Source organism: Chelativorans sp. Marseille-P2723, from assembly GCF_902809845.1.
Taxonomy (GTDB): Bacteria; Pseudomonadota; Alphaproteobacteria; order Rhizobiales; family Rhizobiaceae; genus Chelativorans.
The window spans coordinates 22,443-46,284 of the sequence record NZ_CADDWI010000007.1; the positions used below are offsets into that span (position 1 = coordinate 22,443).

Genomic DNA, 23,842 nt, shown 5'->3' on the forward strand with positions numbered 1-23,842 from the left:
AGTTAAGCTGCGGCGTCTGCGCCCGCCGTTCTGCCATTGAAGCATTTCAATCAGATCGGTGTAGTCGGGGAATACGACGTCAGCCTGCGGTGCAAAGCATCCAGCATAACGAACAGGGATACCCGGTACCTGGTGGCAGGAATGCTATCGGACTTCCGGCAGCTCAAACATGGCATCATGGATCGGAGTGTCGAGGTCCAGATCAGCAAGCTCGTAACCCCGCCGGAAATCGACGATGTGCCGTTCCATCCATTCGCTCGCCATTGCGCGGTCCCGATTTCGCAGCGCTTCAAATATCTTGCGGTGAGCCGTAATCATACGTTCGCCGGCATTCAGCCGCGCCATGACACTCTGGAACGCGGGATAGAATAGCTGGCTGATCGGCTCGCGGCAGAGCAAGAGCGCTCGATTTCCAGCGGCCTGCGCCAGAAGGAAATGGAACTCGACGTCAAGGAGAACTGTACTGCGCCCTTCCGACACTGCGAGCTCGCTCTCGATGACATTTTCCTCAATTTTGGTTAGAATATCATCCGTAAGGCGATCGAGGGCAGCGTTGACCGCCGCAACCTCAAGGTAGAGCATCACTTCCCACAGTTCGTGGAACGTCACCTTGCCAAGAAGCATCGCAGTCGAGACGCGTCGTGATATCTGCGCTGATCCTGGCTTAGTGGTGTAGAGCCGCTTCTGTCCACGCCGACGCGCGACCAGGCCAGCTTGCTCCAAAGAGCGTATCGCCTCTCGCACCGTTGAACGGTGGACGCCAAATTGATCTGCAAGCGCTGCTTCCGATGGTAGCGGTTCGCCGATCTTTACTTCGCCAGCCAGAATCTTAGATTCGATCATACGGGCAACGGCTCGATAGGCAGGCTCGGTTACAACTGGTTCAAAGAAATTTTTTGTTGTCTTCAAACTCAGTCTCCTCGCCGATTTTCCAACGAGCAAAGCAGTATTCTCGACACGCTCACCAATCCGCATCGTCCTTTATTGCAGGATTATTCACCTACCGAACCAACTTGGAATGCTGCGGTAGCCGGACGCCAATATTCGCCGGTCGGTACCGCAGACGAAAATTCGTACGCCCTGGTCGGCTAGTCGGGAATAAGCATTCTTGACTGAGGCCTCGTCGAATCCAAAAAGCACCTCTACGAGTGCCTTATCAGATTGTAATATCTTTTCGCGTGCCGCAGAAAAGATCGCGCTTACCTGCTCGGAATCATGCCCGTTTGGCATGTTCAGGTCCTGTGCAAGATCAAAAGGACCAGTCACTATGCCGTCCAGACCGCGCACTGTCAGTATCGCGTCGAGGTTGTCAATTCCTTCGGTTGTCTCAAGCAACCCCCAGACAAGAATGTTGTCATTGGCCTCTTGAAAGTCCCTGATCCAATCTCGCGTCTGATGACGGGTAGCGCGGATGCGCGGGCATGCTCCACGCGTTCCGAGTGGTGCATAGCGTGAATTCGATACTAGCTGGAGTGCCTTCGCCTCCGTCGACAAGTTGGGGGCAAGTATACCCGATGCACCTGCATCAAGAACTTTCTGGATTGTGGAACGGCTTGTGTCGGGGAGCCGCACGATCGTGGCCGCACCTCCAATCTCCACCCCACGCATGATGTCGACCAGCCGGTCCATGCCAAAGGAGCCATGTTCCATATCAATGCATACAAAATCGAAGCCGGCATCGGCGGCGATTTCAGCCACATCCGCTGACGCAAGCGTGACCCACGTACCTATAAGGGTTTCCCCTGCTTCATATCTCTTCTTTAGGTCGAATCGCCCAAACATTGGCTCCACTCCTCATAATGTTCGTTATTATGCTGGATTGTCCTACAAAAGCAAAGATGCTCATATATCGGTTGGTGTCCGAATTCTATTGCTGGGGAAAAATGAGTCCGACCTGGAAATCGGACGGCATCCGGCGAAAGTGCTAGCTGGCAAGGCGTACCAAGGACAACAACTCGGCCAATCTTTTCTGGCGAGCGACGCTGTCTCCGCCCCCGTGTGACAAGCGGCTCCATGATCAGCTCCCCAGCCGTCATGCGCAACAATCAGTTCTGAACGCTGCCACCAGCGCTCGTCCGATTCGCAACCATTTTGAGGCTCAGCAAAACGGTCGGAGCGACCTGGATTGCCACCGACAGGGTTTTGCCATTCCGGCGGCCGTTGAACCAATCATCTATGCATATATTGTATCAGCCGGAATGCTTTGCGGCGCGCCCATGATCCACGGTGCCGTGGATCTGCCGCCTGTATTGCACATTCCGGAGAAATCAAGCGGCAGCCGATCGACGCCAGGATGCCGCGGCGCAACCGGTTTGCCAATATAGTGGCGTGCCGATCTTCAAAAAGTCTGCTTGCAAGCGAGAGGCTGACGGCGGCTTCCATGCCGAACCGCAGCTTCCTTGCTATACGAACGAAAGTATCGATCCTGTCGTCGGGGAGCCGACGCGCGGCCTGCACCACATCGACAACCATCTGGAGACGGTGGAACTTGTGGCCGCATGAAGCATGAACGATTGCAACGCAAAGCAGCGCTTCAGGCGCCTCCGGGTCGCCCTGACCGGCGGCCAGAAGTTCCTCATAGCCGAAACTGACGCGCCGGCGCAGCCGAGGATAGTGGACAAGGTCGGTGTGGAGTTCGAACAGGACCGACCGATTCTGCGCCAGCGTCCACTTGAACTCCATGTTGCGCTGCGAATTGTCCCAGATCTCATTGCGCTCGGGCTGAAAACCCCGCTCGCGCATAACATCACTTGCCCGCTCAAGGTCCGCGGGATGGACGAGCAGATCGATATCGGTAAAGGGACGGTCGGCGGGATTGTCGTAGAGAAGGCGCGAGAAGGTCGGGCCCTTGACGATAGCGAAGCGGATTTCCGCCTTTCGCAGTTCAGCCGAAACCAATTCGGCCTTTCGCTGCAGCAGCAATGCCTGACCTATCCGCAATGCGGTATCGGGGTCCGCCTCGGCGGCACATAGCCCCATCTTGCGCTCGACAATAGGCAACACGCCATGGTGGTTTGCAAGGGCGGCGAGTTTCTCCGCCGTCGCACCTTCCGGCCGTGAGCCTTGCTGAGCCTGCCACATTGGATCTGCAAACCGGGGCAGGAATGAAGCCACGTCCTCCGTAACCATCAGCTTTCATCTTCCCGATGCGCGGCACCGAACAGGGCAGCGAGGCTGCCTACGGTTTCGAAGGATGCTATTTCCTCCGCTGTCATCATCCGCCCCAGCCTTTCCTCCGCAGCTGCGATAATGGAGACATGGGCAATGCTGTCCCATTGGGGGAGCGAACCGACTTTGGCCTCACACGGAACGTCTTCTATGGGGCAACCAAGTGCCTCCGCCACAATTTCGCGCGCGATTAAACTTTCCGCATAGGTCATGATTCCTCCCAGGTCCGTCGCTCCCATTCATCGCGAAAAAGCTCGAAAATCAGGAAATCATGGACTTCACCGCTCACCGGGTCCTGCTTCGCCCGATGCAATGTACCGACATGGCTAAAACCCAGCTTCCGGTTATTGAAGATCGACGGGAAGTTGCGGGAGCGGACATAGGTGCAGAGCCGATCGACCGGCGTATTCTCAAAAATATGCGCGATTATGCCCTTGCGCACCTCCTGCACGACATTCTTGCCCCACCAGTGCCGATCGGAAATCGCGATTGCCAGATAAGCGGATCTATATGGCCTCATTTCTATAAAGTGGAGCCCTATGGGGTCTTCCTGACCATGTGGCATGATTGCATGGGCAAACTTGGTGCGGTTGTTGGGCCGTACCATCTCGCGATACCATTTCCACGGCGAACGCCGTGCCGCTGAACCCGTATAACTGCGGATGAGCTCGACATCCTTTGTCCACGCATAGCTAAGACAAAAGGCACGCCAGCGGCTGATCGGCTCCAGCCGAAAGCGCTCAGTAACAATAATGTTTTGCAGCTTCTTCATGCCCGCTGGCGTGCCTTGTGCTGCCGCAACGCCTCTTCACGAACGTGATCACGCACGATTTTCCCACGATCATTGCGCGGGATGGCATCGAGCGGGAAAATACGCGTTGGAACTGCCTCTGGCCGGCATCGCTCTCGGCACCAGGCCTTTATGGCTTCGACCTCGCCTCCCTTGCGCAGTACAACGGCAGCAGCAACAGCTTCGCCGGCCACCGGATCAGCAAGCGGAAAGGCACAGGCCTCCTCGACATGCGGATGGCGTTCAAGCAGCAGGTCGATTTCCTCAGCAGGAATCTTGATGCCGCCGCGATTGATCTCATGCTTGATCCGTCCCACCAGCGTCAGGCCGCCATCTTCCGCGATCATGCCGATGTCTCCGGTCCGGAACCACGGGCCGATGAAGGCTGCAGCCGTTGCGTCTTCCATTCCGAGATAGCAGGTCATGATGGAAGGCGAAGCGACCAGCACCTCGCCGAAGCCCTTGTTCCGGATGTTCCCTTCACCGTCGAGTACCGCCCATGTGCCGCCCCATGGCTTGCCGACGAAGCCATCTGTCGGCTCCCGATCTTCCAGGCTTGCTCCGGCAATCCAGTTCGCCGTCTCAGTCATGCCATACATATTGAGGACGCGTCGCGTACCTATCCATCCGGCGATTGAACTCCAGGCTTCCGCCGATAGCGGCGCAGAGCCCACATGCACGCGTCTCATCTTCCATTCCGGCCTTGGCGAAAGCCGCATCGCCACCTTCCAGAAGGATGGCGTTGAACTCATGAAGGTGATTTGCTCGCGGTCAACCAATGGGCCGAAGCCTTGCATCTCTTCGATGCCTGGCTGTGGCCATAGGTAGAGTGTTCCACCCGCCGCCAGAACGGTGAGGACGTTGCCAATCAACCCGTGGCCGAAATGGAGGGGCAGCACACATAACGACCGCTCAAGGTCGGCGCTTCCGATGGCTGCAACGTTTAGCGCTATGCGTGAACTGAGGCTGCGCTGCGTGTGAACGATGCCCTTGGGATGCCCGGTTGTGCCGGATGTCATTAATGTCAAAGCCGGCGCTTCAATGTGCAGGGGGCCAGTAAAGACGCTCCGTACCGTAGAACGATGTATCTCCTCGCCATCCAGGAGAGCCATGGCGCCGGTGGTTGTCATCACGTTTGCCCGTTCCTCGGCCGTAATGGCGGGGTTGACGACCAGCGCCATGGCCCCCACCGTCCACAAGGCGAAGATGTCGCGGAGACAGGCGAGGGGATTACGATGAGCAACGGCCGCGCAGCCGCCCACCACGCCAGCCTTGGCCAAAGCTTTAGCCCGCGTTTCGATCTGCCGCCACAACTCTTGCTTATCGATCGTTGCGCCGCTTCGAATATCGACAAGTCTTGCTTTCCGATGCAAATGCGCAAAGAGAACGGGCGGAACACTCATGAAAACTATCTCACGCCGTTATTGCCTTTAACTCGCGATATTATAAACTGTGAGGCATTGACGGCTGTCAGCTAAGACCTCTAGTATTAATGTGCTTATGCTACTTATCCTTGGGAGGATCTGCAATGAAGAAAAGGTACGAAAAACCGGTATTGAATAGGCGGGAGAAACTGTCAGAGGTTACAGCGCAGGTGGGTGTGTCAGTACCTAATGGCGACAAGAACGCAATCTGACCAACGATAGTGAATCCTCTTGACAGATTTAGAGAAATTTATCTGTCGTCATCATGCTATCTCACCTCACCTCCATTTCATTGATAAGAACATTGGTGAGGTGAGTAATTCGATGCGGAAGATCCAGTTCGAAGGCCGACGCCTTGTCAACGGCTTTCGCCAACATTGCATAGCGCCGCGATTGCAGTGGAGTAAGGCCGGTATTCGCACGGCGAATGTTGTCGGCAGCCAGCGCCGCCAGCATTTCGGCTCTTGGTATCGGTCGAAGCCGTCCTCTCCCTGATCCTGAACGGTTCAGCAGGAAGATATCCGTAACGCGAAGGTTGCGACGGTCAAAGGAAACCACCCCTTCGAGCCTTGCTCGCGGTATGGCCTGTTCGCCATTATCGTTCCAGCTTCCCATGACGGCAGCAAGGAACGGCAGCATCTCCGCCGTTTTCCGGTGCACCTTCATCGCCCGCGGCAGCCCCCACGCACGGATATCGTCGTCCTCTATTCGCAGCACCATCGCGTCATCAGCCGCGAGCGGAAAGCCGGCCTCGGCGAGCGCAAGTGCGGTTGTGGTCTTGCCAGTCCCGCTCGGTGCACACAGCAGCAAGGCCCTGTCACTGTCGGGCAGCGATACTCCGGCGCAATGAACAACTTGCTGGCCGTCTGAATCGAGCGCGAATTCAAGAGCCAACGCGATCATGTTGCCGCGGGTATGAACCAGCCTGCCTTCTGCAATGATCAATTCAGCAGTTCTTGCATCCGGAAAGATATTCAACGTCGCCGCGCCGGGAAAGTTAAGCACATAAGCATCCCTTATGCGGCCGAATATGCAGCTCCCCTCATCAAGAAGCGGCCCCTGATAAAGAACTTCCATCTCATCTTCTGGAGGCGGGGGAATGCCGACGGTGATGTCGAGTCGGAACGTGGCTGCGCGTGGCAATGCCAGGCGCCGCTCACCTATAAGATAATCCAGGCCTTCGAGAAATCGGTCATTGTCGGCATGCGCTTCAAGCACTGTCGCCTCAAGGTCATAGAACGCCTGCACGCATCCTGCCTTCCCTATCGGCATGGCACGTCCTTTTCCGGATAGATAAGAATGGGCAGCATCGGTGTTGCCGAGGCGCCCAGCACCGTCTTGCCGTCGACCTCGACCCAGCAATGGGCGGCAAGCCTGTCTGCAGAAACAGAGGCAGGGTCGATCCCGAAGCAAAGTCTCGGCTCATATCCCGCCTCCCGAAGGAAGCGGTATCCCAAAAGGCCTACGCGCAGACAACGCCGGTCGCGCATAAGCCATGGACGCCTCACTGCGCGCGCAATTTTGCTGACCACATAGGAAAGCGGAAGGCCGGGATAGGACGGCGCTCCCGAGAATGTTGCCAGCTTCAACACCTGATCCAAAGAATCGCGCGGAACCTGCCAGGGCAGGAGACGGGCGCGGAGCCACAGGTCCAGGTTAAACAGCAGCCTTGTGATTATTGGAGCAGCCATGGCCAGATAGCGACGCTACTTCATCACTTCGTCAGTTCCTCACTGGCAAGCCGGATAATACCCTCCTCGACAAGTTCCCCCGCAATCTCGATCAGGTCCCCAGTCACGGTACCCGAATCGACGTCGAATTCCTCGCAAAGCAGCGCGGCAATCTCTTCCAGTGTGCGGTTGCCGTCGACATGACGGAGAAATGCTTCAAACGTCGCGTTACAGGTGAACAATTGCCCGTCATCAAAGCGCAGGATTACTGCGCCATCACCCACGGGCTGGTAGTTGACGGACGGATTCATAAGAAAGACGGAACGCTCCCCCACTGACCGCATGAACTCCTCCCATATGCGATCACTCCTGCCAGCATGTTATGGAATATCCTTAATTCTAGCAACTGCTGGATTGACGACTTGACGCAGACCTTATGATCAAGCTGCAAGAGATCGAGGCCGAGGCGATCGCACGGATGGAAGAGGTAACGTTGCAGGCGAGCGTCGATCAGGAGCGTCATGAGGTCGATTTACAGCACCGGGTCATGAAACAGCAGGCGGAATACGACCGGATGGCTACTCAAGAGCGTATTCCCGGCAAGAAGATAGGCGCGGACGTTGGCAGCGCGCAGATGGCCGAACGGCAAGGCATGGATCGGCAGAGGCAAGATAAGGGCAATAGTCAGGGCGACGAACTGGCGGTGATGGCGGCGTTGCGCTCGTACCAGCCATCATTGCGAGGAGCGATCGCATGGGGATTGCCGGCGTGGCAATAAGCTGTTCCGGGCGGGGAGGTATGCGCTGTAGGATTTAGCCAAGGCCACTAGCGGGCTGATGAATTTTGTCATGACTTAGGAGAGGCCCTTGGGGCGGATGAAGCAGCTAGTGCGTACCGATCAGGGGATTCTCCCGGAGCTGGGCAATCTCGCAACCGTTGCAGGAGTAATTCCTATTATAGACGGTGATTTTCCAGTAAATGCTTGAAAATACTGGAAGTTTGACCTGAAATTATATATAATCCTCCTATGAAATCTCCCCGGCCCGTTGAGGCGGATTACCCGGGAGGAACGATTGCAGATGGAACAGGAAACCTTACTCGCGACATTGATGGAGGGCTCCTCTCTGCCCGATATGTGGTGGGTCGAAGGAGCGTATCCGGACCTGACGTGGCACTACCGAGTGAAGCATTGGACGAAATCGCAAAGGCGCGAACTGGCGAGGCAATTCGTTCAGTTGCGCCGCGATCTCCGGAAATTGGACGTGACGTGGGTAGGGCAGTATTCAGACGCGGTGGCAGCCCTGATTATATCGCTGTCTCCAACGCTCTCAAGCCGGAGCAATCTGCACGTGTAGCAGCACATGAGATCGGACATGTTATAGACAAGACAGTCGATGAAATACCGATAAGCGGTATCAACGATGAGCTCCGCACGATCTATAACGATCTAAACAACCCACAGAGCTATGGTAAAAAGTTCGGGCCGGAGCAGCATAGGTACAAGGGCGATAATATCCAGCGCGAGTTGATGGCGGAAGCCATTCGCGCCTACATGACTGACCCAAACTATCTTAAGACCGTGGCGCCAAAGACGGCTGCCCGCATCCGCAAATACGTCAATAATCATCCACGGTTGAAAGACATCATTCAATTCAACAGCCTTGTTGGCGCGGATGGCATAGGCCTTCATGAGCTACGAGTCATTGGCCAGGAGGCGAGTAGCTTATGACCCCTTCGATGGCCCGAAAAGGCGGTTCGGGCGGCCTTGCAACCGTTGCGGGCGTAATTCCTATAGCGGTTGATTTTCCGGTAAGGCTTGAAAAAGCAGGTTTCTGGCTGCGCAAACATCTATAATTTTCCGGTGAAACCGCCGCGTCGTTTCCATGCGCATTATCCCACTGGAGTGTTGGCGAATGCAAAAGGAAGGCTCACACACGACATACACGGAAGACCGCTCTCTGCCCGATATGTGGTGGGTCGAAGGAGCGTATCCGGACCTGACGTGGCACTACCGAGTGAAGCATTGGACGAAATCGCAAAGGGCGAACTGGCGAGGCAATTCGTTCAGTTGCGCCGCGATCTCCTGAGATCGGAAGTGACGTGGGTAGGGCAGTATTCAGACGCGGTGGCAGCCCTGATTATGTCACTGTCTCCAACGCTCTCAAGCCGGAGCAATCTGCACCTGTAGGGCCCATGAGATCGGGCATGTTATAGACAGTGGTTTACGAGATGCCATCAAGCGGCTCAATGATGAACTTCGCAAGAACGATGAACACCGCGCGGCATGCAGCGGGGTGGACCGCGGCCGTACGCGCTCCATATCGCCTTATTGACGGATGACAGGCGGCATTCAGCAGCGGCCAACCTGCCAGCATCGCGAACGTTCTAGCCGGTTATCCGAGAGACATCCCCGCGAAAAATTGAATAGCCCAATAGAGGCCAACATCTTTGCCGCCCTATGTCGCCCAAGAATGTCGGCGGCTCGAACTGCCGACACCCAGCTTGCCCCCTGTCGCAGGTCAGTGTTCGCTGCGGTCTTCACGGATGTGGCTGATCATGTCGGAAAGCATGTCGCTGACATGCTTGTCAGCGATTTCATAGAAGACCTTTTTTGACTGCCGCTCGCCTCGCACGAGCCTTGCACCTCGCAGAAGACGTAGGTGGTGGCTGACAAGCGACTGTGACAGTTGCAACTCCGCGGCAATTTTGGAAACGGATTTGGGCCCGTCAGAGCAGCACAGCAAGATCTTCAGCCTGCTGGGATCTCCGAGCAGGCGAAAAGTCTCCGACAAGACGGTCAGCTCGTACGGCCGCAATGCGCTGGCTTGCGACAAGGAGTGGTCCTTTCTCTACTTCCCCACCCGATCAGTGGGCATGCGCATGGTGTGATGAGGGCGCCTCCTGCTGGAAACGGCACGTGCTGGCTCCGTCCCAATCGATGCCGACGGTTGCATGCTCGACGCCGAAGCGCTCCTTCAATTCCCGTTCCACCTGGCGCACGGCCAAGCGAATGTCGGCGCCCGGCTTTGGCCGGAGCTGGAGCGTTGCGACCAACACTCCGGAAGTGATCGACCAGACATGAACGTGATGAACTTCCTGCACACTCTCCACGGCCTTCTTCAGGTGTGCGGCGATCTTGCCGCCTTCCAGGCCAGAGGGAGCCCCTTCGAGCAGGATATGCAGGGTCTGTTTCATCAGGCTCCAGGCGCTGCGTAGTATAAGGAGCGAGACAAGAAGAGACAGGATCGGGTCGATCGGGGTCCATCCCGTGTACCAGATAACTACCGCTGCGAGGATTGCGCCCACCGAACCCAGTAAGTCGCCCATCACATGCAGGATGGCGCCCCTGACGTTGATGTGCTCCGCATCGCCGCGCGTAAGAATCCGCAGCACGAACAGGTTCACCAACATGCCGGCGGCTGCGATGATGAACATCGGTCCTGCCAGGATAGGACCGGGGTCCTGAAAGCGCGTGACGGCTTCGTAAAGGATGAAACCGACGATGCCGAACAATGTCAGAGCGTTGACGAGACCGGCGATTACCTCGAACCGGCCATAACCGAAGGTACGCTGCGCATCCGCACCACGGCGGCCAAGCCGGAAGGCGGCATAGGCAAGGCCAAGCGCGATGGCGTCCGTGAGCATGTGCCCGGCATCGGCCAGCAACGCCAACGAGCCGGATACCGCGCCGCCAATCGCTTCGACCATCATGAATGAGAAGATCAGGAGGAAGGAAACAAGGATCTTGCGCTCGTTCTGCGCTGTCACCGCAAGGACGTGAGAATGATTATGATCGTCGTGACCGTGACCGCGGCGGGCATGCGCCCTCTTCGTGCCGTGACTGGATTGGTCGCGATCATGGCTGGTTTGTTGCTCTGGGAAAGGTGTCACAGTCGGCGGCTCCACTTTTCTCAAACATATGAATATGTATTCATATGTTACTTGTCAATGCGGAGACTTGTCCGATGAGCGCGGCGAGCAGTTTGCCGGAGTCGTTGATCAGGCCGTCAACCCCGTTCACGGGTGGAGCGTGCCTTGTTTTATTTCGTTCGCTTCAATCCGATAGGGCAACAACCGTCACATGCGATAAAGGGAGTGATCAGGCGCCTAATCGTTCGACTAGAGCGGCGTAGACGGGCGGCATACAGGCTGTGGTGTTGAGTGTCTGAGGTACTTGTGGAACTGGGCGGATATGCTTGGAGAAACCAAGCGATTGATTGACTTAGCGGCCGGAAGAGGGGCGAGGCAATCCTTGATGTAACCCGCCCGTCGTCACTTCGGAGCAGGTTATGTGTTTGCTTATCATTGCGAACAAGATAACCGGAGACGAAGCTATATTACTTTGCCCCGCGCGGACACAGGCCAAACCTCCGGTCCATTATTCAAGCCCGTTGCGATGACAGTATCTACCATGTTGGCCACAGCGCAGGCATGGTTCGGCACGATCCGCAGGCGCTGTCCTACGGAAAGGTTAATCGCTCCCGATGAGCGCAGCCGACCATGCTCCTCCGATAACTGGTCGATCGTGATGTCAGGCCTTCCCAAAACATGCCCGTAGCCATTTAATTCCAGCAAGTCTGTGGTGAGTATCTTGCTCCCCGCGTCAATGATGGCCCTTTCGGGAGCTGGGACAGAGACTACGGTAGTCACAACTGTCAGTGCACAGTCGCTCCACTTGCAGCGGCCGCCAAGAACAAGCGAGCGATCATTGTAGACGTAGGTGCCCGGGCGATACTCCGTGACCACTGGTGCAAGGTGCGCGGAATACATGTCAGGCGATCCGCCGGAGCTGACCACCGGGACGGCAAGACCCTCAGCTTCAATCAACGCCTTAGTGTCGGCCAAAAAAGTTTGGACCCTGGCGGTCCCACCAATGGGCGGGTAGGTCATCAATCCGCCAAAATGCAATCCCGGACTGTTAGAGATATACTTGGCGAGCATGGCAGCTTCAGCCGGACTGCTGACCCCGCAACGATCTGCACCGGTATTGCATTCCACAAGCACAGAAAGCGGCTCAGAGGCGGCCGCAAACACACCTGCCAATCCGTCAACTACCTGTTGGCTGTCAGCAACGACACTCAGGCGTACCTTCCGCGATAATGCATCGAGTGCGCGCAACTTGGCTTCGCCAAGAATATTGTAGGTGATCAGCACGTCGCTGATACGCTCGCTCCCGGACACCATCGCCTGGGCTTCCGAAACTTTCTGACAGGTGATTCCAACAGCTCCCGCCGCGATCTGCATTTCGGCAATTGCTGGTAACTTATGGGTCTTGATATGCGGCCGCACCTTCAAGCCATGTGCATTGGAATAGGATTGGAAGCGCGAAATGTTACGCCGCACACAGCCTATGTCTACAAGGACGGAGGGCGTCTGAATGTCATCGAGCTTGTGCTTCCTGCTGAGCTTTGTCATTGTTGGCCGTAGTACAGACGCCAAGGAAGCATCCCGATCAGGCATGTCCTAGTTCCTATTGGCTTGGACCGATCGGCTTATTGTCCAGAAATGCGGAAAGCACGTTCTGTGTGATACGCGATGTGTCGCTATCATAGCCATTTGCAGAAAGGGTAGACGTCCAGCTTATCGAGCCGGCAGAAAAAACGGCTCCACCGTTCGGTCCAGGAAGAATAACAAGGTCAGATCGGACTCCGGATGCGATGTGTGAGCCGCCTGTCCATGGATTGAGTGACTCCATATTCTCGATGGCTCCCTGATAGGCGTCCGTGAATGCTTCGGTCGAGGCGAGCAATACTGCATGGGCTGGTGTACCAAACCTGGCATCCGCTTTGTCCACCTCAAACCCCGCGGCGCCGTGTCCCAGAACAAGAGCTGGGCCTGCACCCACCACTTCATGGTCAACTCCGCGAAAAATCCAACTCCAATCAGCGGAATAGCTCGGCGCACTTCGCCGATAAGGCATCCCGCGATCAAATCCCTGCCCGGAAAAACCAACGCCAACACGTGACTGTGGGGACCTGCCGCGATCACGCCACAACCCACCGCGTTCCCCACTGACACTCAGGCTTTCCTCACCAATTCCCCCTGTTGAAGTCCGTGTACCGGCATAACGCCGGATCTCGATTATGTTGGGATCATCCTCGGCAACGCCGGTTACCCAGTAAAATCCGTTCCCCCCAAGATACATCAAGCGCCCGCCGGCATCGAGCCATTGATCACGGGCGTCGAGCATCGATCTCGTCCAATACTCCGGATGGGAGCCAGTGATGACACAACGATAGGGCTCTAGGAGCGAAACACCTTCATTGTGCAATAAATCATCCGTAATGATGTCAAACTCGTAACCCTTCTCGGTCAGCCAATCGATTAGGTAAAGATCAGCCGCGAATTGATGTGGAGCATCGAAAGTCCGGCATCGGGCATTGGCACGGAAATCTATGATTGGCCTCCGACGCGAGCCGTACAGAATAGGGCTACCATCACGGTGCAGGTCGTAAGTGCTCTTCAAGCCGTTTTGCTCGACATAATCATAATACGAGCGCGAAATAGACATATCCTGACGTGGGGACAGTTGAACTGTAGCGGATACGTCGAGCGACTCATTGGCATATGCAAGGTAGCTCATTGTCGGCATCAGTACCGCGAGCTGCGACCTTGCTCGACCTACGGGAGGGCAGACGAAGAACGGGATATGGTCTTCAGCCTCTCCGGAGGACACCACCATGGCGTAGACGCCGTACTCCAAATCATCGGGTATCTTGAACGAAAAACTCTTCGGCCAGCCTACGTCCCCAACATCGTCATCGTGAAAGTGAATGGCATCGTGCGTGTCGGCCCCGGCCGCGGTTGCTACCGAATTTCCCGGCCAACCAGGTCCGGTCATCAGACGCGAAGGACGATTGATCAATTGACCATGCCTGCCTCCGCCACTCGTGTCGACGATTTTGCAGGATGAACTTTTCAAGAAGAAGTCCCATGCTGCGATCAGCTCACTACCGCTTCGAAGTTCAGGCTGTGCAATTTTGCCGTTGAAGAGCGCATCTCCAGCCAGGCCTTCTTCCGTCTCTCTCGATGATCCGGCTGCAAAAAGAACTTGAGATCGCGGTTTCAGGAGGAGTGGCGCTAATAGCTGCTTTTCCACACGATGCGGTGAACTGAACTCGGGCGACCAGCTCTTCGCCTTGATAGTGAGGGAGAGTCTGGATGCATCCAGCTCTGCTGTCAGTCGATACCATTCGCGGCATCTTAGCGGGCCGCCGGATCGCAGTAGACGTTCACCGCCATAGTAGCATTCTACATGACCGTCCGAGGCGAGATAAATGCCGAAACCGGCTTCTCGGTCATGTTGCAAGGAAATAATCCCTTGGAGTCCCGGGCCGGGCAGAGTCGGTAATATCCAGGCGGAGATTGCAACCTTGTCCAGGCTCTTATTCAGATCTCCAAGCGCAGCGATGCCGAACGACCCTTTATGGATTGAACGCGGAAAGCCAGGATAGCGCCCATCTGCGGCACAGGGCACGCGGAATTGCTTGCGGCCCGGACCCCGAGGATTTTCGTCGCCATGCTGCAGCTTGACTAGCTGCGCGTCAAAATGTGGCTTAGCGCAATGAATGTGGAATGAAATCTCTTCTCCGGGGCGAACTGACCACCGATCCGTATAGCCGGTTAAAATCATTCTAGAGCCCTACTCTCTCTTGTTGAGAATCCGCATTGCCACCAACGTTACAAGAAAACTGAGAACCATGATGATGGAACTCAAAGCGTATATCAGGGAAACTTGGGAGCTATGCGAGGAAGATGCTGTCCACACGTAATAGGGAAGAGTTACAACGCTCCCACGCGCATAAAGGGTACGCGGTAGTTCATTGAACGAAAGCAGAAAACTAAAGAACAAAGATGCCATTACCCCAGGCATCAACAACGGCAACTCAATATCAATAAATTGGCGAAACTTGCTCGCACCAAGATCTTCCGCGGCATCCAGGAGGCGGCGGTCAAAACGTAGGGTAACGATAAGAATGCACAGCAGAGAGAAAGGTAAAGCCCATATGAAGTGCACGAGAAAGACGGACCAAAAGCCAGTCGTTAAGCCAAGAAGGACACGGTAGAATAGGAGAACTGCCACACCGACAAGAATGCCTGGCAGGACGATCACGCATAAGTAAGCAACGAGGAGGCCAGTGCTGCGGCGTAAGGTTGGGACCGCCCGCCCGATAAGGAGAGCAGTTGCAGTCGAAGCAATCGACACGAGAATTCCGATGCTGATGCTGGTAAGGAGTGGGCTTATCCACTTCGAAGCAGTTTCACCAGCCACCAACGCGCCATACCACTCAAAGGTGAAGGGCCATGGAATTCCTCGAAGTGGCTGCGCACTGAATGAAAGAAGGGCAAGACCGGCGATTGGCAAATAGAGAAGGACAATGGCGATCATGCCCAGGGAGGAAGCCAGCAAGCTCGAGGAGCGAGTAAATAGTCCAGCGGGCTGATAATGGCGGCGGATCATGACGACATCACCTTGAGCCGGTGGCCGTTGTTGCGATCAAGGTGGACCAGTACCCATCGAATAATGAGGGCCGTAGCGATCACCGCGACGACAAGAATGGCACCAAGGGCTGCGGCCCCAGTAAAATTCATCGCACGGATTAGATCATCGAAGCTTTCTGCGATTAGTGCCACACGGCCGCCCCCAAGGAGCGTAGAGGCAACATTGTCACCAAGCATCGGTATCGCGGTGAAGAGAAAGCCGGCAACGATCCCTGGTACGGCCAGAGGCGTTACAACATACCACAACGTTTGGAGACCCGTGGCCCCCAAATCGCGGCTCGCCTTGATCAGTTCGTCGTCGATGAGCGAAACGGAGATGAATATTGGCCAAACCATAGATGGGAAATATGGGCCGATTAACCCAAGGTGAACAGCGAACTCCGAGAACAGCAACCAACTGACAGGAGTATCAACGAGGCCAACAGAGAGAAGCAGATTGTTTATGAGACCATCATTGCCCAGTATCGAACGCCAAACGATCGTACGAGCAGCGGGGCTGAGGAAGAATGGTACGACGAGCAGGACCAGGATGATTGATTTCGCCAAACCAGAGCGTATCCCCTTCGCAAGCCAGATTGCGAATGGATAGCCCAGCAGAAACTCGATCAGCGTTACGACCGCAACTACTCGCAACGTCCGTAAAATGATCTCCAGCCGGAAATCAACCAGGACGTCCCTATAGGCTTGCAGCGTCAGTGAGAAATCGAAGGAAAGGCCTTTCGCCCTGAGGACCGAGATTACAAACAACGCCAGGATTGGCATTAGGGCACCGAGCACCCATAGCGCGGTGACAAGTATGATCGCACCGCGTTCTAGCGAAACTCGCGGACGCCGCTGAAGATGACTGACTGCGGCGTCCTTGTCTAAGACAATCACAGACACTGGTTCCCTCGGGCGAAAGGCCTCTCTTCCATTGCCATCAAGCGTTTCGGAAGCGTGCCATTTCTCGATCGTGAGCGGCCAGATCGTCAGGAGCGCCCCCAATCCAAAAGTTCGGATTGGAGAATTTCGTCTCCACCTTCACAATGTTTGCTTCAATCGCCTCAATCTTTTCATCTGGCCATCCTTCCGACCTTGCGTGCTCTAGACCAAGATCCATGCGAGATCCGGTATAGCCCCGCAGCACTGCAAGCTCTGCCGCGTAAGAGCCCCCCAGAAACCAGTCCAAGGCACGGTAGATCTCATCCAGATTGTTCCGTTCCGCAGCTTGGACCGGGATAAAGGTCGAATGCATCCAGTTGACGTGAAAATCGCTGCAAGTCGCATATTCAACGTCGAGACCTTGAGCCTGAACAGCCTTCACGGCAGGCTCCCAACAACGTTGCACAAGCACTTCGCCATTTACAAAGTTGGCGACCTGCTCGTCATATGTCTTCCAGAGCGTTCGGAATTGCCCAGCCTTCTTGCGCTCTATCAGCCAGTCGGTAGCCAGCGCCACTTCGTCCGCCGTCATGTTCCCCGGATCTGCAATATCGGCTAGTCCGCGACTCTTGAGATACATGCCGCCAATCATGAGGGCGATCATGTCACCGTCCAGCGCCGCCTTGCCGAGCGTTTCCTCGCTATTGAGAAGCAGGTCCCAGGTCAAAGCCTCTGGTGGACGCGGTAGCCCCAGTTTCTCAGGGAAGTATCCAAAACTGTCCGCATTGTAATAAAGCGGCACGCACCAATCCTTGTCATCGCCCGTATACAAGACCGGACTGCGCTTGACCGAATCCGCGATGCCCGCATAATTTTGGAGCTTTGATGTATCAAGCTGCGCTACCTGCCCTTGTTGAACTAAGGGCTTTTGCACTCCTGCAAGCGTATTGATCAGGTCAAACCGCTCACCGGCGCCATTAATTAGAATCTCATTGTAGAGCGCCCCAACGTCATCGACATTGAAGGGCACAAATTCCATCTTGAGACCGGTATCCTTCTCAAACTGTGCCCAATCCTCCAACGCTACCGTTGGTCCTCCCATCATTCGTATAGTTCCGGGCGAGGACTGCGCTTTTGCGCGACCGATCCCCTCCGGCACGATATATGGCAGCGCTAGGGCGGCTGTAGCAGCACCCGCTCTCTTCAGAACCGTACGCCGGCTGATTTTGCTCCTGTCCTGTCGCTCTGTCATTTCCTCCTCCTCCCTTTGACGATTCGTTCTAATGTATGCCCTCCGGCCCCAGTACGCCCACAACGCATCGCTCTGGCGAGAAAGTGATGTTGGTTTTACAAGCCAGATTTACCGGCAGCTCCCCGAAGCGGGCGATGAGCGTACCAAGTTGAGTTGAAAAGGGGATGTCGTAGTAGCGGCCCTTATAGATCGGATCTCCGCGAACCGCAGTAACGCTATTTCCAGTGCGCTGGCAGTCTACCTCAACATGCTCGGCCCGGATGGCAGCAAAGACACGGTCTCCTGGATTCATTGCTGCCGACTTACTTACCATCCTCCCCAATAACGTTGCACCGCCAACGTCCACTTCAGCAAGATCACCCCTTTTTGCACGCAAGATTCCGTGCATTACATTCTCAAATCCCATAAACCTTGCGGCGAATTCTGTTTGAGGTCGGGAAAACAAGTCATTGGGCGAGCCCAGTTGCTCGATCGTGCCAGCGCGCATGAGTGCGATGCGGTCGCTCATTGAAACCGCTTCTTCTTGGCTATGTGTCACCAGGATGAAAGTGACCCCCGTTGCCCGGCGCAACTCAATGAGCTCACGCTGCATGTCAAGGCGAAGGCGTTCATCAAGCGCGCCCAGCGGCTCGTCCAGCAAGAGAATGTCTGGTCCCATGACCAATGATCTGGCCAGAGCGACACGCTGACGCTCACCGCCGCTCAACTGATAAATTCGCCGATCATACTTGCCCGTCAGCCGCACAAGAGAGAGCATGCTCTCCGCCCGCCGCCGCCGTTCTGGCGCAGGTATCCGCCTTAACTTGAGGCTGTATTCGACATTCTCTCCCACACTCATATGCGGAAACAGAGCAAAATGCTGAAAGACGGTTGAGACGTTACGCTCATTCGCAGGCGCCCAGGTAATGTCCATCCCATCAAGCAGCATCATGGCCACCTTTTGGGGGTTCTCCAAACCAGCAATAATTCGAAGAAGCGTTGATTTTCCCGAGCCACTAGGACCGAGCAACGTCAGAAACTCGCCGCGCTCCACGTGGAGGGATATGTTGTGGAGCACAGTAACCGCGCCGTATGAATGCCAGACGCCGCCAAGCTGGAGAATGGGCGATCGCGCGCTTTCGGCGCAAATGGCAGGCGTTCCCTCCATTGATGACTCTCGCCTCTAATTTCACCGACAACCAACTCGGCTCTCGAACTGAGAATGAGTAACTTTATCGTTACATAATACTAAACCGGAGTTCGTAAGCGTGTCAACGGCCGAGTGTGCTTGTTCTACCCCATGGTCTCCTTGGGTTCCGATGCTTATGTCATCATTCAGCATTCTTGACCGCGATTTAGCGTTTGTGTAACGTTCCATCAATGGAGATGCGATTGAAGTTTGCGCTTCAAGAGCGGCTAAGGCTTCGGCACGGAGGCTCGATTTGACCGGGGGAGATGAAGCTGTTTTCAAGGCCGAATCTGCGCAGCAAGTATTTAATGTTTCTGGTCAGACCGTTCTAATAACGGGGGGTTCGAGCGGTCTCGGCCGGCGCTTTGCAGAAGTCCTTGCGGGTAATGGAGCACGTATCGCGGTAACAGGCCGCGACATGGCAGCGCTGAGCAACACTGTCGAAAGCATCCGGTCGAAAGGTGGCTTTGCCGAAGCATTCAGCCTAGAGCTTGCTGACACTGATCAGATCAAGCCGCTATTCGATAAGGTAGAAGCAGTCCTGGGGCCTGTAAGCGTTCTTGTTAACAATGCAGGAGTTGCTGGGCCTGGCGAAGCCCTGGATACGAATTTCGCAAAATGGCGCCAGGTCCTTGCGATTAACTTAGACGCCCAATTTCTGATCGCGCAGGAAGCGGCGCGTCGAATGAGTTCCGGCAGTTCGATCATCAACATCTCATCGATCCTCGGAATCGGTGTCACGACCGGCGACGTTGCCTATTCCGTAGCGAAAGCAGGATTGACCCAGCTCTCCCAGATCATGGCCCTCGAATTTGCGAGTAGGGGCATTCGTGTCAACACCATTGCGCCCGGCTATGTGGTGACCGGGATGAATGAAGTTTTCTTCTCCAGCGAGGAAAGCCGCATCATAACTGATCGAATTCCTCTCGGCCGCGTCGGGCAGGTCGATGATCTGGACGGTGTCATCCTGCTGCTTGCCTCCCGAGCCTCGCGGTTCATGACAGGAGCCGTGATCGCAGTGGATGGAGGCCATCTTCTATCACTTTGATGAACGTGCGCTCTTCTTGAGAAACGGAAATTGAGCATCATGGATGACATAGTCGGAACGCTCGACGCGTCGAAGCGCAAACGAAGCAAGTTGCGATTTGCCGTAGATACGGGCGGCACGTTTACCGACCTCATCGTCAGTGGAGACGGCGATTATTTAAGCATGCACAAGGCTGCAACGACTCCGGATGACCCGGTACGAGGCGTGATCAACGTGATGAAGGCCGCGGCAGATCAAGCAGGCGCGTCTCTCTCTGAGTATCTAGCCCGAGGTGAAATCCTGGTTCACGGGACCACCCATGCCATCAACGCTATTATTACCGGGCGGACTGCTCGAACAGCATTTCTAACAACGCGCGGCCATCCGGATACTCTGGTTTTTCGGGAAGGGGGAAGACAAGACGCTTTCAATTTCACCGTCCCTTATCCGCAACCCTATGTATCCAAGGCGCTGACATTCGAAATTGATGAACGCATCATGTCCACAGGGCAGTGCGCACATCCCCTCGATGAAGGTCAAGCCATCGAAGTGTTACGTCGTCTGCCCAGTATGGGTGTCGAAGCTATTGCGGTGTGCCTACTTTGGTCAATCGTCAATCCGGAGCACGAACTCATTCTGGAGCGTTTGATAAAGGATCATTTGCCAGGAGTCCCCTATACGCTCTCCCACCGCATTAACCCGTCGATCCGGGAATACCGGCGGGCCATGTCTACCTGCATCGACGCATCGCTCAAGCCGATCATGGGCGCTTACATGAGCGGCCTCGACGAGAGGCTGCGCGATGTCGGTTTTGCCGGACGTCTTCTGGTAGTCACTTCGCAAGGCGGTGTCATCGATGCTGCGGACGTCGCGCAAACTCCGGTACATCTAATCAATTCCGGGCCCAGCATGGCTCCGGTCGGGGCGCGCGCATATTGTGACAGCAGCATGGCGAATACGCTTATCGTCGGCGATACCGGCGGGACGACCTTTGATGTTTCGCTTATCCGCAACGGGCGGATTCCGAGGACTCGCGAGACCTGGCTGGGCAAGCCTTTCTCCAGCCATCTCACGGGAATGCCTTCGGTTGATATCAAGAGCATAGGAGCGGGCGGCGGATCGATTGCTTGGGTGGATGAGGGTGGGCTGCTCCATGTAGGCCCGAATAGCGCCGGCGCAGTACCTGGACCTGCAGCCTATGGCCGGGGCGGAGACAAGCCGACCGTAACCGACGCTGCTGTCGTGCAAGGATTCATAGATCCGGACAATTTCCTAGGCGGTCAGATGAAGCTTGATGTGGAAGAGGCAAAAGCAGCGATCCGCGATCATGTCGGCCGACCGCTTGGGCTTCGTGTGGAGGAGGCGGCGTCCGCGATCATGGATCTTGCTACTGAGCAAATGGTTCAGGCGATCCTCGATATCACCGTAAGTCAGGGAATTGATCCAGGCGACGCTGCATTTGTAGGAGGTGGGGGTGCAGCCGGTCTAAACGCGGTCGCGGTTGGAAAGCGGCTCGGATGCCGCTGGGTCTTTATTCCGGAGACGGGCGCTGCCCTTTCTGCAGCCGGGGCGCTCGTGTCGGATCTCGTTGCTCATTACCATGCCACGTGTCACACGATCACTACCCATTTTGATTTCGAAGGAGTGAACGCCACGTTGGAGAAGTTGGCAAAGCATTGTGAGAGCTTCCGACGCAGCGCCGGCGCAGATGCTAATTCTTCCTATATCGATTGGGCGACTGAATCACGCTATCCCGATCAGGCTTGGGAGATCGAAGTCCCTTTGCGAACTTCGCGCTTCGCAGACATTGATGACGTCAAGGGTCTGGAGGCCGACTTCCATGCGATGCATCAGGAAATTTTTGCCGTAAACGATCCTGGCCAGCCGGTCGAAACGATTGGCTGGAATGCAGCTGTCCATTGCCGCCTCGGATCGCAGCTTCCGGGACGGATCAAACTGCCGGAAAGAGCACCGCAAAGAAGCTCCCGATGGACTTACTTTCGAGCACCCGGCTGGGTCGAGGCATCAGTCCACAGCCTGGAGACAATCGGGCTTTCTGACTTGGTCGTTGGTCCGGCAATTATCCAGTCTGACCTGACCTCCATCGTTATCGATCCTGGCGCGACAGCTTTTCGCGACGCGATGGGCACGGTCATTGTGGATCTCAAGCGTTCGGGAGGTACTCGTGACTGAGCGTACTACCTTGTCGAGCAAATTGGATGGATCCGACCTTGCCATCTTGACGGCGCGGTTCGAGGGTGTCGCTCGAAAGATGGCAAATACGCTGCATCGAACAGGACGCTCTGGAATTCTTACCATAGCGCGCGATTTCTCCTGTGTCATTCTTACTGCAAATCATGAACTGGTGACCGCGTCTGACAGTTTGCCAATTCACGTTTTGCGTGGACCTGAAGTGATGACCCGCACTATGGCGGAGAACCACAAAAATCTGAGACGCGGAGATGCGTTTCTGCACAATTCTCCTTACCACGGGTGCACACATCCTGCCGATCACAGCATTTTGGTGCCTGTTATCGATGATGACGGCATTCATCGGTTCACAGTACTGGCGAAAGGTCACCAGGCGGACTGTGGAAACTCCTTGCCAACGACTTACATGGGCGCTGCCAGGGACGTCTATGCAGAAGGCGCTTTGATCTTTCCAGCCGTCCGCATCCAGACCGACTATCAGCACGAAATGGACATCATCAGGATGTGCCAAATGCGGATCCGTGTACCGGAGCAATGGTGGGGGGATTATCTCGCTACCCTCGGAGCGGCACGCGTCGGCGAACGCGAACTTCTCAATTTGGGGCGGGAAATGGGCTGGGACACACTTGAAAGCTACACCCGGCAATGGTTCGACTATAGTGAAAGGCGGATGCGCTCTGCTATACGCGCCTTGCCAGCGGGACGAATTACGCACAGCAGTCGCCATGATCCCTTCCCCGGTACACCAGATGATGGCGTTGAAGTTAAAATCACGCTGAATGTGAATCCCGAACAGGAAATGATCGAGGTTGATCTGCGTGACAACATCGATGTCATGGAGAATGGGCTTAATCTTTCGGAGGCATGTGCGCGATCGGCTCCGATGGTTGGGATATTCAATTCACTGGATCATACAATACCCAAGAATGAAGGGAGCTTTCGTCGAATTGTCGTCCAACTGCGCGAAAACTGTGCCGTAGGCATACCGAGGCATCCGACCTCCTGTTCCGTAGCAACCACAAATCTAGCGGATCGTGTAGCCAATCCGGTTCAGTGTGCCATGGCCGAGCTAGCTGAAGGGTACGGCATGGCAGAAACCGGTGCATGCATTCCTGCCTCTTCAGGCGTTATTTCGGGCACCCATAATGGGAAGCCATTTGTCAACGAAGTTTACCTTGGCTGCACCGGAGGCGCCGCCACCCCTATGACAGATGGATGGCTTACAATCATGCATGCTGGGAACGCAGGCATGTGCTACCAGGATTCGATTGAGATCGATGAGCTTCGTCATCCGATCGTTGTGAAATCCCGGAGATTGTTGGCTGACACTGAGGGCGCTGGACGACATCGTGGCGCAGTGAGTGCTTATTCAGAGTTCTCGCCGGTGGATTGCAACATGACTGTCGCATACGTCAGCGACGGAAACATAAATGCAGCCAAAGGCGTTCGTGGTGGCCTTGCCGGTGGACCTTCCTCCCAATTCATCCGCCGGTCCACTGGGATGCTTGAACCTGTACCGGCCTGCGCCGAGGTTGTCGTCGGTCCCGACGAGGCAATGGTGTCGATAAGTTGCGGGGGAGGAGGATATGGACCACCGCATGAACGACCGGTCGCTTTGGTCCATCTGGACGTAATGGAGGGCTGGGTGAGCCGGGATCGCGCCCTCAATATCTACCGCGTTGTCATCAATGAAGCCCTTGAAGTCGACATTGATGGAACCCGCCGCTTGCGTGAAGCTGCGCCATCATAATGATCGGCAACTCAACTGT

Annotated in this window: 22 protein-coding genes; 5 read left to right on the top strand and 17 right to left on the bottom strand. The window is 55.6% G+C overall.

Annotated elements, in window-relative coordinates:
* Positions 1-144: 144 nt before the first annotated feature.
* The 9 genes from HUS57_RS00175 to HUS57_RS00215 form a co-directional block, all read right to left on the bottom strand.
* On the bottom strand, positions 145-909 hold the full coding sequence (locus HUS57_RS00175; protein WP_210256031.1) for an FCD domain-containing protein: 765 nt from the start codon (positions 907-909) through the stop codon (positions 145-147).
* An 87-nt stretch (positions 910-996) separates the two neighbouring features.
* On the bottom strand, positions 997-1,782 hold the full coding sequence (locus tag HUS57_RS00180) for an aldolase/citrate lyase family protein (RefSeq protein WP_173930924.1): 786 nt from the start codon (positions 1,780-1,782) through the stop codon (positions 997-999).
* A 387-nt stretch (positions 1,783-2,169) separates the two neighbouring features.
* Positions 2,170-3,129, bottom strand: coding sequence for a nucleotidyltransferase family protein (locus tag HUS57_RS00185; protein ID WP_173930925.1), 960 nt, complete (start codon positions 3,127-3,129; stop codon positions 2,170-2,172).
* Complete coding sequence (locus HUS57_RS00190) at positions 3,129-3,380, bottom strand: acyl carrier protein (protein ID WP_173930926.1); 252 nt, start codon at positions 3,378-3,380, stop codon at positions 3,129-3,131. Before HUS57_RS00190 ends, HUS57_RS00185 begins: the two co-directional genes overlap by 1 nt.
* Complete coding sequence (locus HUS57_RS00195; RefSeq protein WP_173930927.1) at positions 3,377-3,940, bottom strand: GNAT family protein; 564 nt, start codon at positions 3,938-3,940, stop codon at positions 3,377-3,379. The genes HUS57_RS00190 and HUS57_RS00195 overlap by 4 nt, the downstream gene beginning before the upstream one ends.
* Positions 3,937-5,361, bottom strand: coding sequence for a class I adenylate-forming enzyme family protein (locus HUS57_RS00200; protein ID WP_173930928.1), 1,425 nt, complete (start codon positions 5,359-5,361; stop codon positions 3,937-3,939). The genes HUS57_RS00195 and HUS57_RS00200 overlap by 4 nt, the downstream gene beginning before the upstream one ends.
* 294 nt (positions 5,362-5,655) lie before the next feature.
* Positions 5,656-6,654: a hypothetical protein gene (locus tag HUS57_RS00205; RefSeq protein WP_173930929.1), complete on the bottom strand. Its 999-nt coding sequence runs from the start codon at positions 6,652-6,654 to the stop codon at positions 5,656-5,658.
* A complete protein-coding gene (locus tag HUS57_RS00210) occupies positions 6,645-7,073 on the bottom strand; it encodes a lasso peptide biosynthesis B2 protein (RefSeq protein WP_173930930.1) in 429 nt (142 codons plus the stop codon). The genes HUS57_RS00205 and HUS57_RS00210 overlap by 10 nt, the downstream gene beginning before the upstream one ends.
* A 23-nt stretch (positions 7,074-7,096) precedes the next feature.
* On the bottom strand, positions 7,097-7,396 hold the full coding sequence (locus tag HUS57_RS00215) for a PqqD family protein (protein ID WP_173930931.1): 300 nt from the start codon (positions 7,394-7,396) through the stop codon (positions 7,097-7,099).
* Between the two features lie 92 nt (positions 7,397-7,488).
* On the opposite strand from HUS57_RS00215, the gene HUS57_RS00220 reads away from it, so the two are divergent.
* Positions 7,489-7,830, top strand: coding sequence for a hypothetical protein (locus HUS57_RS00220; RefSeq protein WP_173930932.1), 342 nt, complete (start codon positions 7,489-7,491; stop codon positions 7,828-7,830).
* A 411-nt stretch (positions 7,831-8,241) separates the two neighbouring features.
* On the top strand, positions 8,242-8,781 hold the full coding sequence (locus tag HUS57_RS00225) for a hypothetical protein (protein WP_173930933.1): 540 nt from the start codon (positions 8,242-8,244) through the stop codon (positions 8,779-8,781).
* A gap of 790 nt (positions 8,782-9,571) precedes the next feature.
* On the opposite strand, the gene HUS57_RS00230 is transcribed toward HUS57_RS00225, so the two are convergent.
* From HUS57_RS00230 to HUS57_RS00265, 8 genes are all read right to left on the bottom strand, one after another.
* On the bottom strand, positions 9,572-9,886 hold the full coding sequence (locus HUS57_RS00230; RefSeq protein WP_173930934.1) for a metalloregulator ArsR/SmtB family transcription factor: 315 nt from the start codon (positions 9,884-9,886) through the stop codon (positions 9,572-9,574).
* Between the two features lie 31 nt (positions 9,887-9,917).
* On the bottom strand, positions 9,918-10,820 hold the full coding sequence (locus tag HUS57_RS00235; RefSeq protein ID WP_173931193.1) for a cation diffusion facilitator family transporter: 903 nt from the start codon (positions 10,818-10,820) through the stop codon (positions 9,918-9,920).
* A 564-nt stretch (positions 10,821-11,384) separates the two neighbouring features.
* Complete coding sequence (locus HUS57_RS00240; protein WP_173931194.1) at positions 11,385-12,467, bottom strand: alanine racemase; 1,083 nt, start codon at positions 12,465-12,467, stop codon at positions 11,385-11,387.
* 55 nt (positions 12,468-12,522) lie between these two features.
* Entirely contained in the window at positions 12,523-14,685 is a 2,163-nt protein-coding gene (locus HUS57_RS00245; protein WP_173930935.1) for a N,N-dimethylformamidase beta subunit family domain-containing protein, read from the bottom strand.
* Positions 14,686-14,694: 9 nt separating this feature from the next.
* Positions 14,695-15,513: an ABC transporter permease subunit gene (locus HUS57_RS00250; RefSeq protein WP_173930936.1), complete on the bottom strand. Its 819-nt coding sequence runs from the start codon at positions 15,511-15,513 to the stop codon at positions 14,695-14,697.
* Positions 15,510-16,430: an ABC transporter permease gene (locus tag HUS57_RS00255; protein ID WP_173930937.1), complete on the bottom strand. Its 921-nt coding sequence runs from the start codon at positions 16,428-16,430 to the stop codon at positions 15,510-15,512. Before HUS57_RS00255 ends, HUS57_RS00250 begins: the two co-directional genes overlap by 4 nt.
* Positions 16,431-16,473: 43 nt before the next feature.
* A complete protein-coding gene (locus tag HUS57_RS00260) occupies positions 16,474-17,667 on the bottom strand; it encodes an extracellular solute-binding protein (protein ID WP_173931195.1) in 1,194 nt (397 codons plus the stop codon).
* A gap of 28 nt (positions 17,668-17,695) precedes the next feature.
* On the bottom strand, positions 17,696-18,814 hold the full coding sequence (locus HUS57_RS00265) for an ABC transporter ATP-binding protein (RefSeq protein ID WP_246727667.1): 1,119 nt from the start codon (positions 18,812-18,814) through the stop codon (positions 17,696-17,698).
* Positions 18,815-19,088: 274 nt separating this feature from the next.
* On the opposite strand from HUS57_RS00265, the gene HUS57_RS00270 reads away from it, so the two are divergent.
* The 3 genes from HUS57_RS00270 to HUS57_RS00280 are packed head-to-tail and all read left to right on the top strand — an operon-like array spanning position 19,089 to position 23,823.
* Entirely contained in the window at positions 19,089-19,883 is a 795-nt protein-coding gene (locus HUS57_RS00270) for an SDR family oxidoreductase (protein WP_173930939.1), read from the top strand.
* Between the two features lie 39 nt (positions 19,884-19,922).
* Positions 19,923-22,055 (top strand): hydantoinase/oxoprolinase family protein, encoded by a 2,133-nt coding sequence (locus HUS57_RS00275; RefSeq protein ID WP_246727668.1) that lies wholly within the window; start codon positions 19,923-19,925, stop codon positions 22,053-22,055.
* Entirely contained in the window at positions 22,048-23,823 is a 1,776-nt protein-coding gene (locus tag HUS57_RS00280) for a hydantoinase B/oxoprolinase family protein (protein ID WP_246727669.1), read from the top strand. Before HUS57_RS00275 ends, HUS57_RS00280 begins: the two co-directional genes overlap by 8 nt.
* Positions 23,824-23,842: the final 19 nt, after the last annotated feature.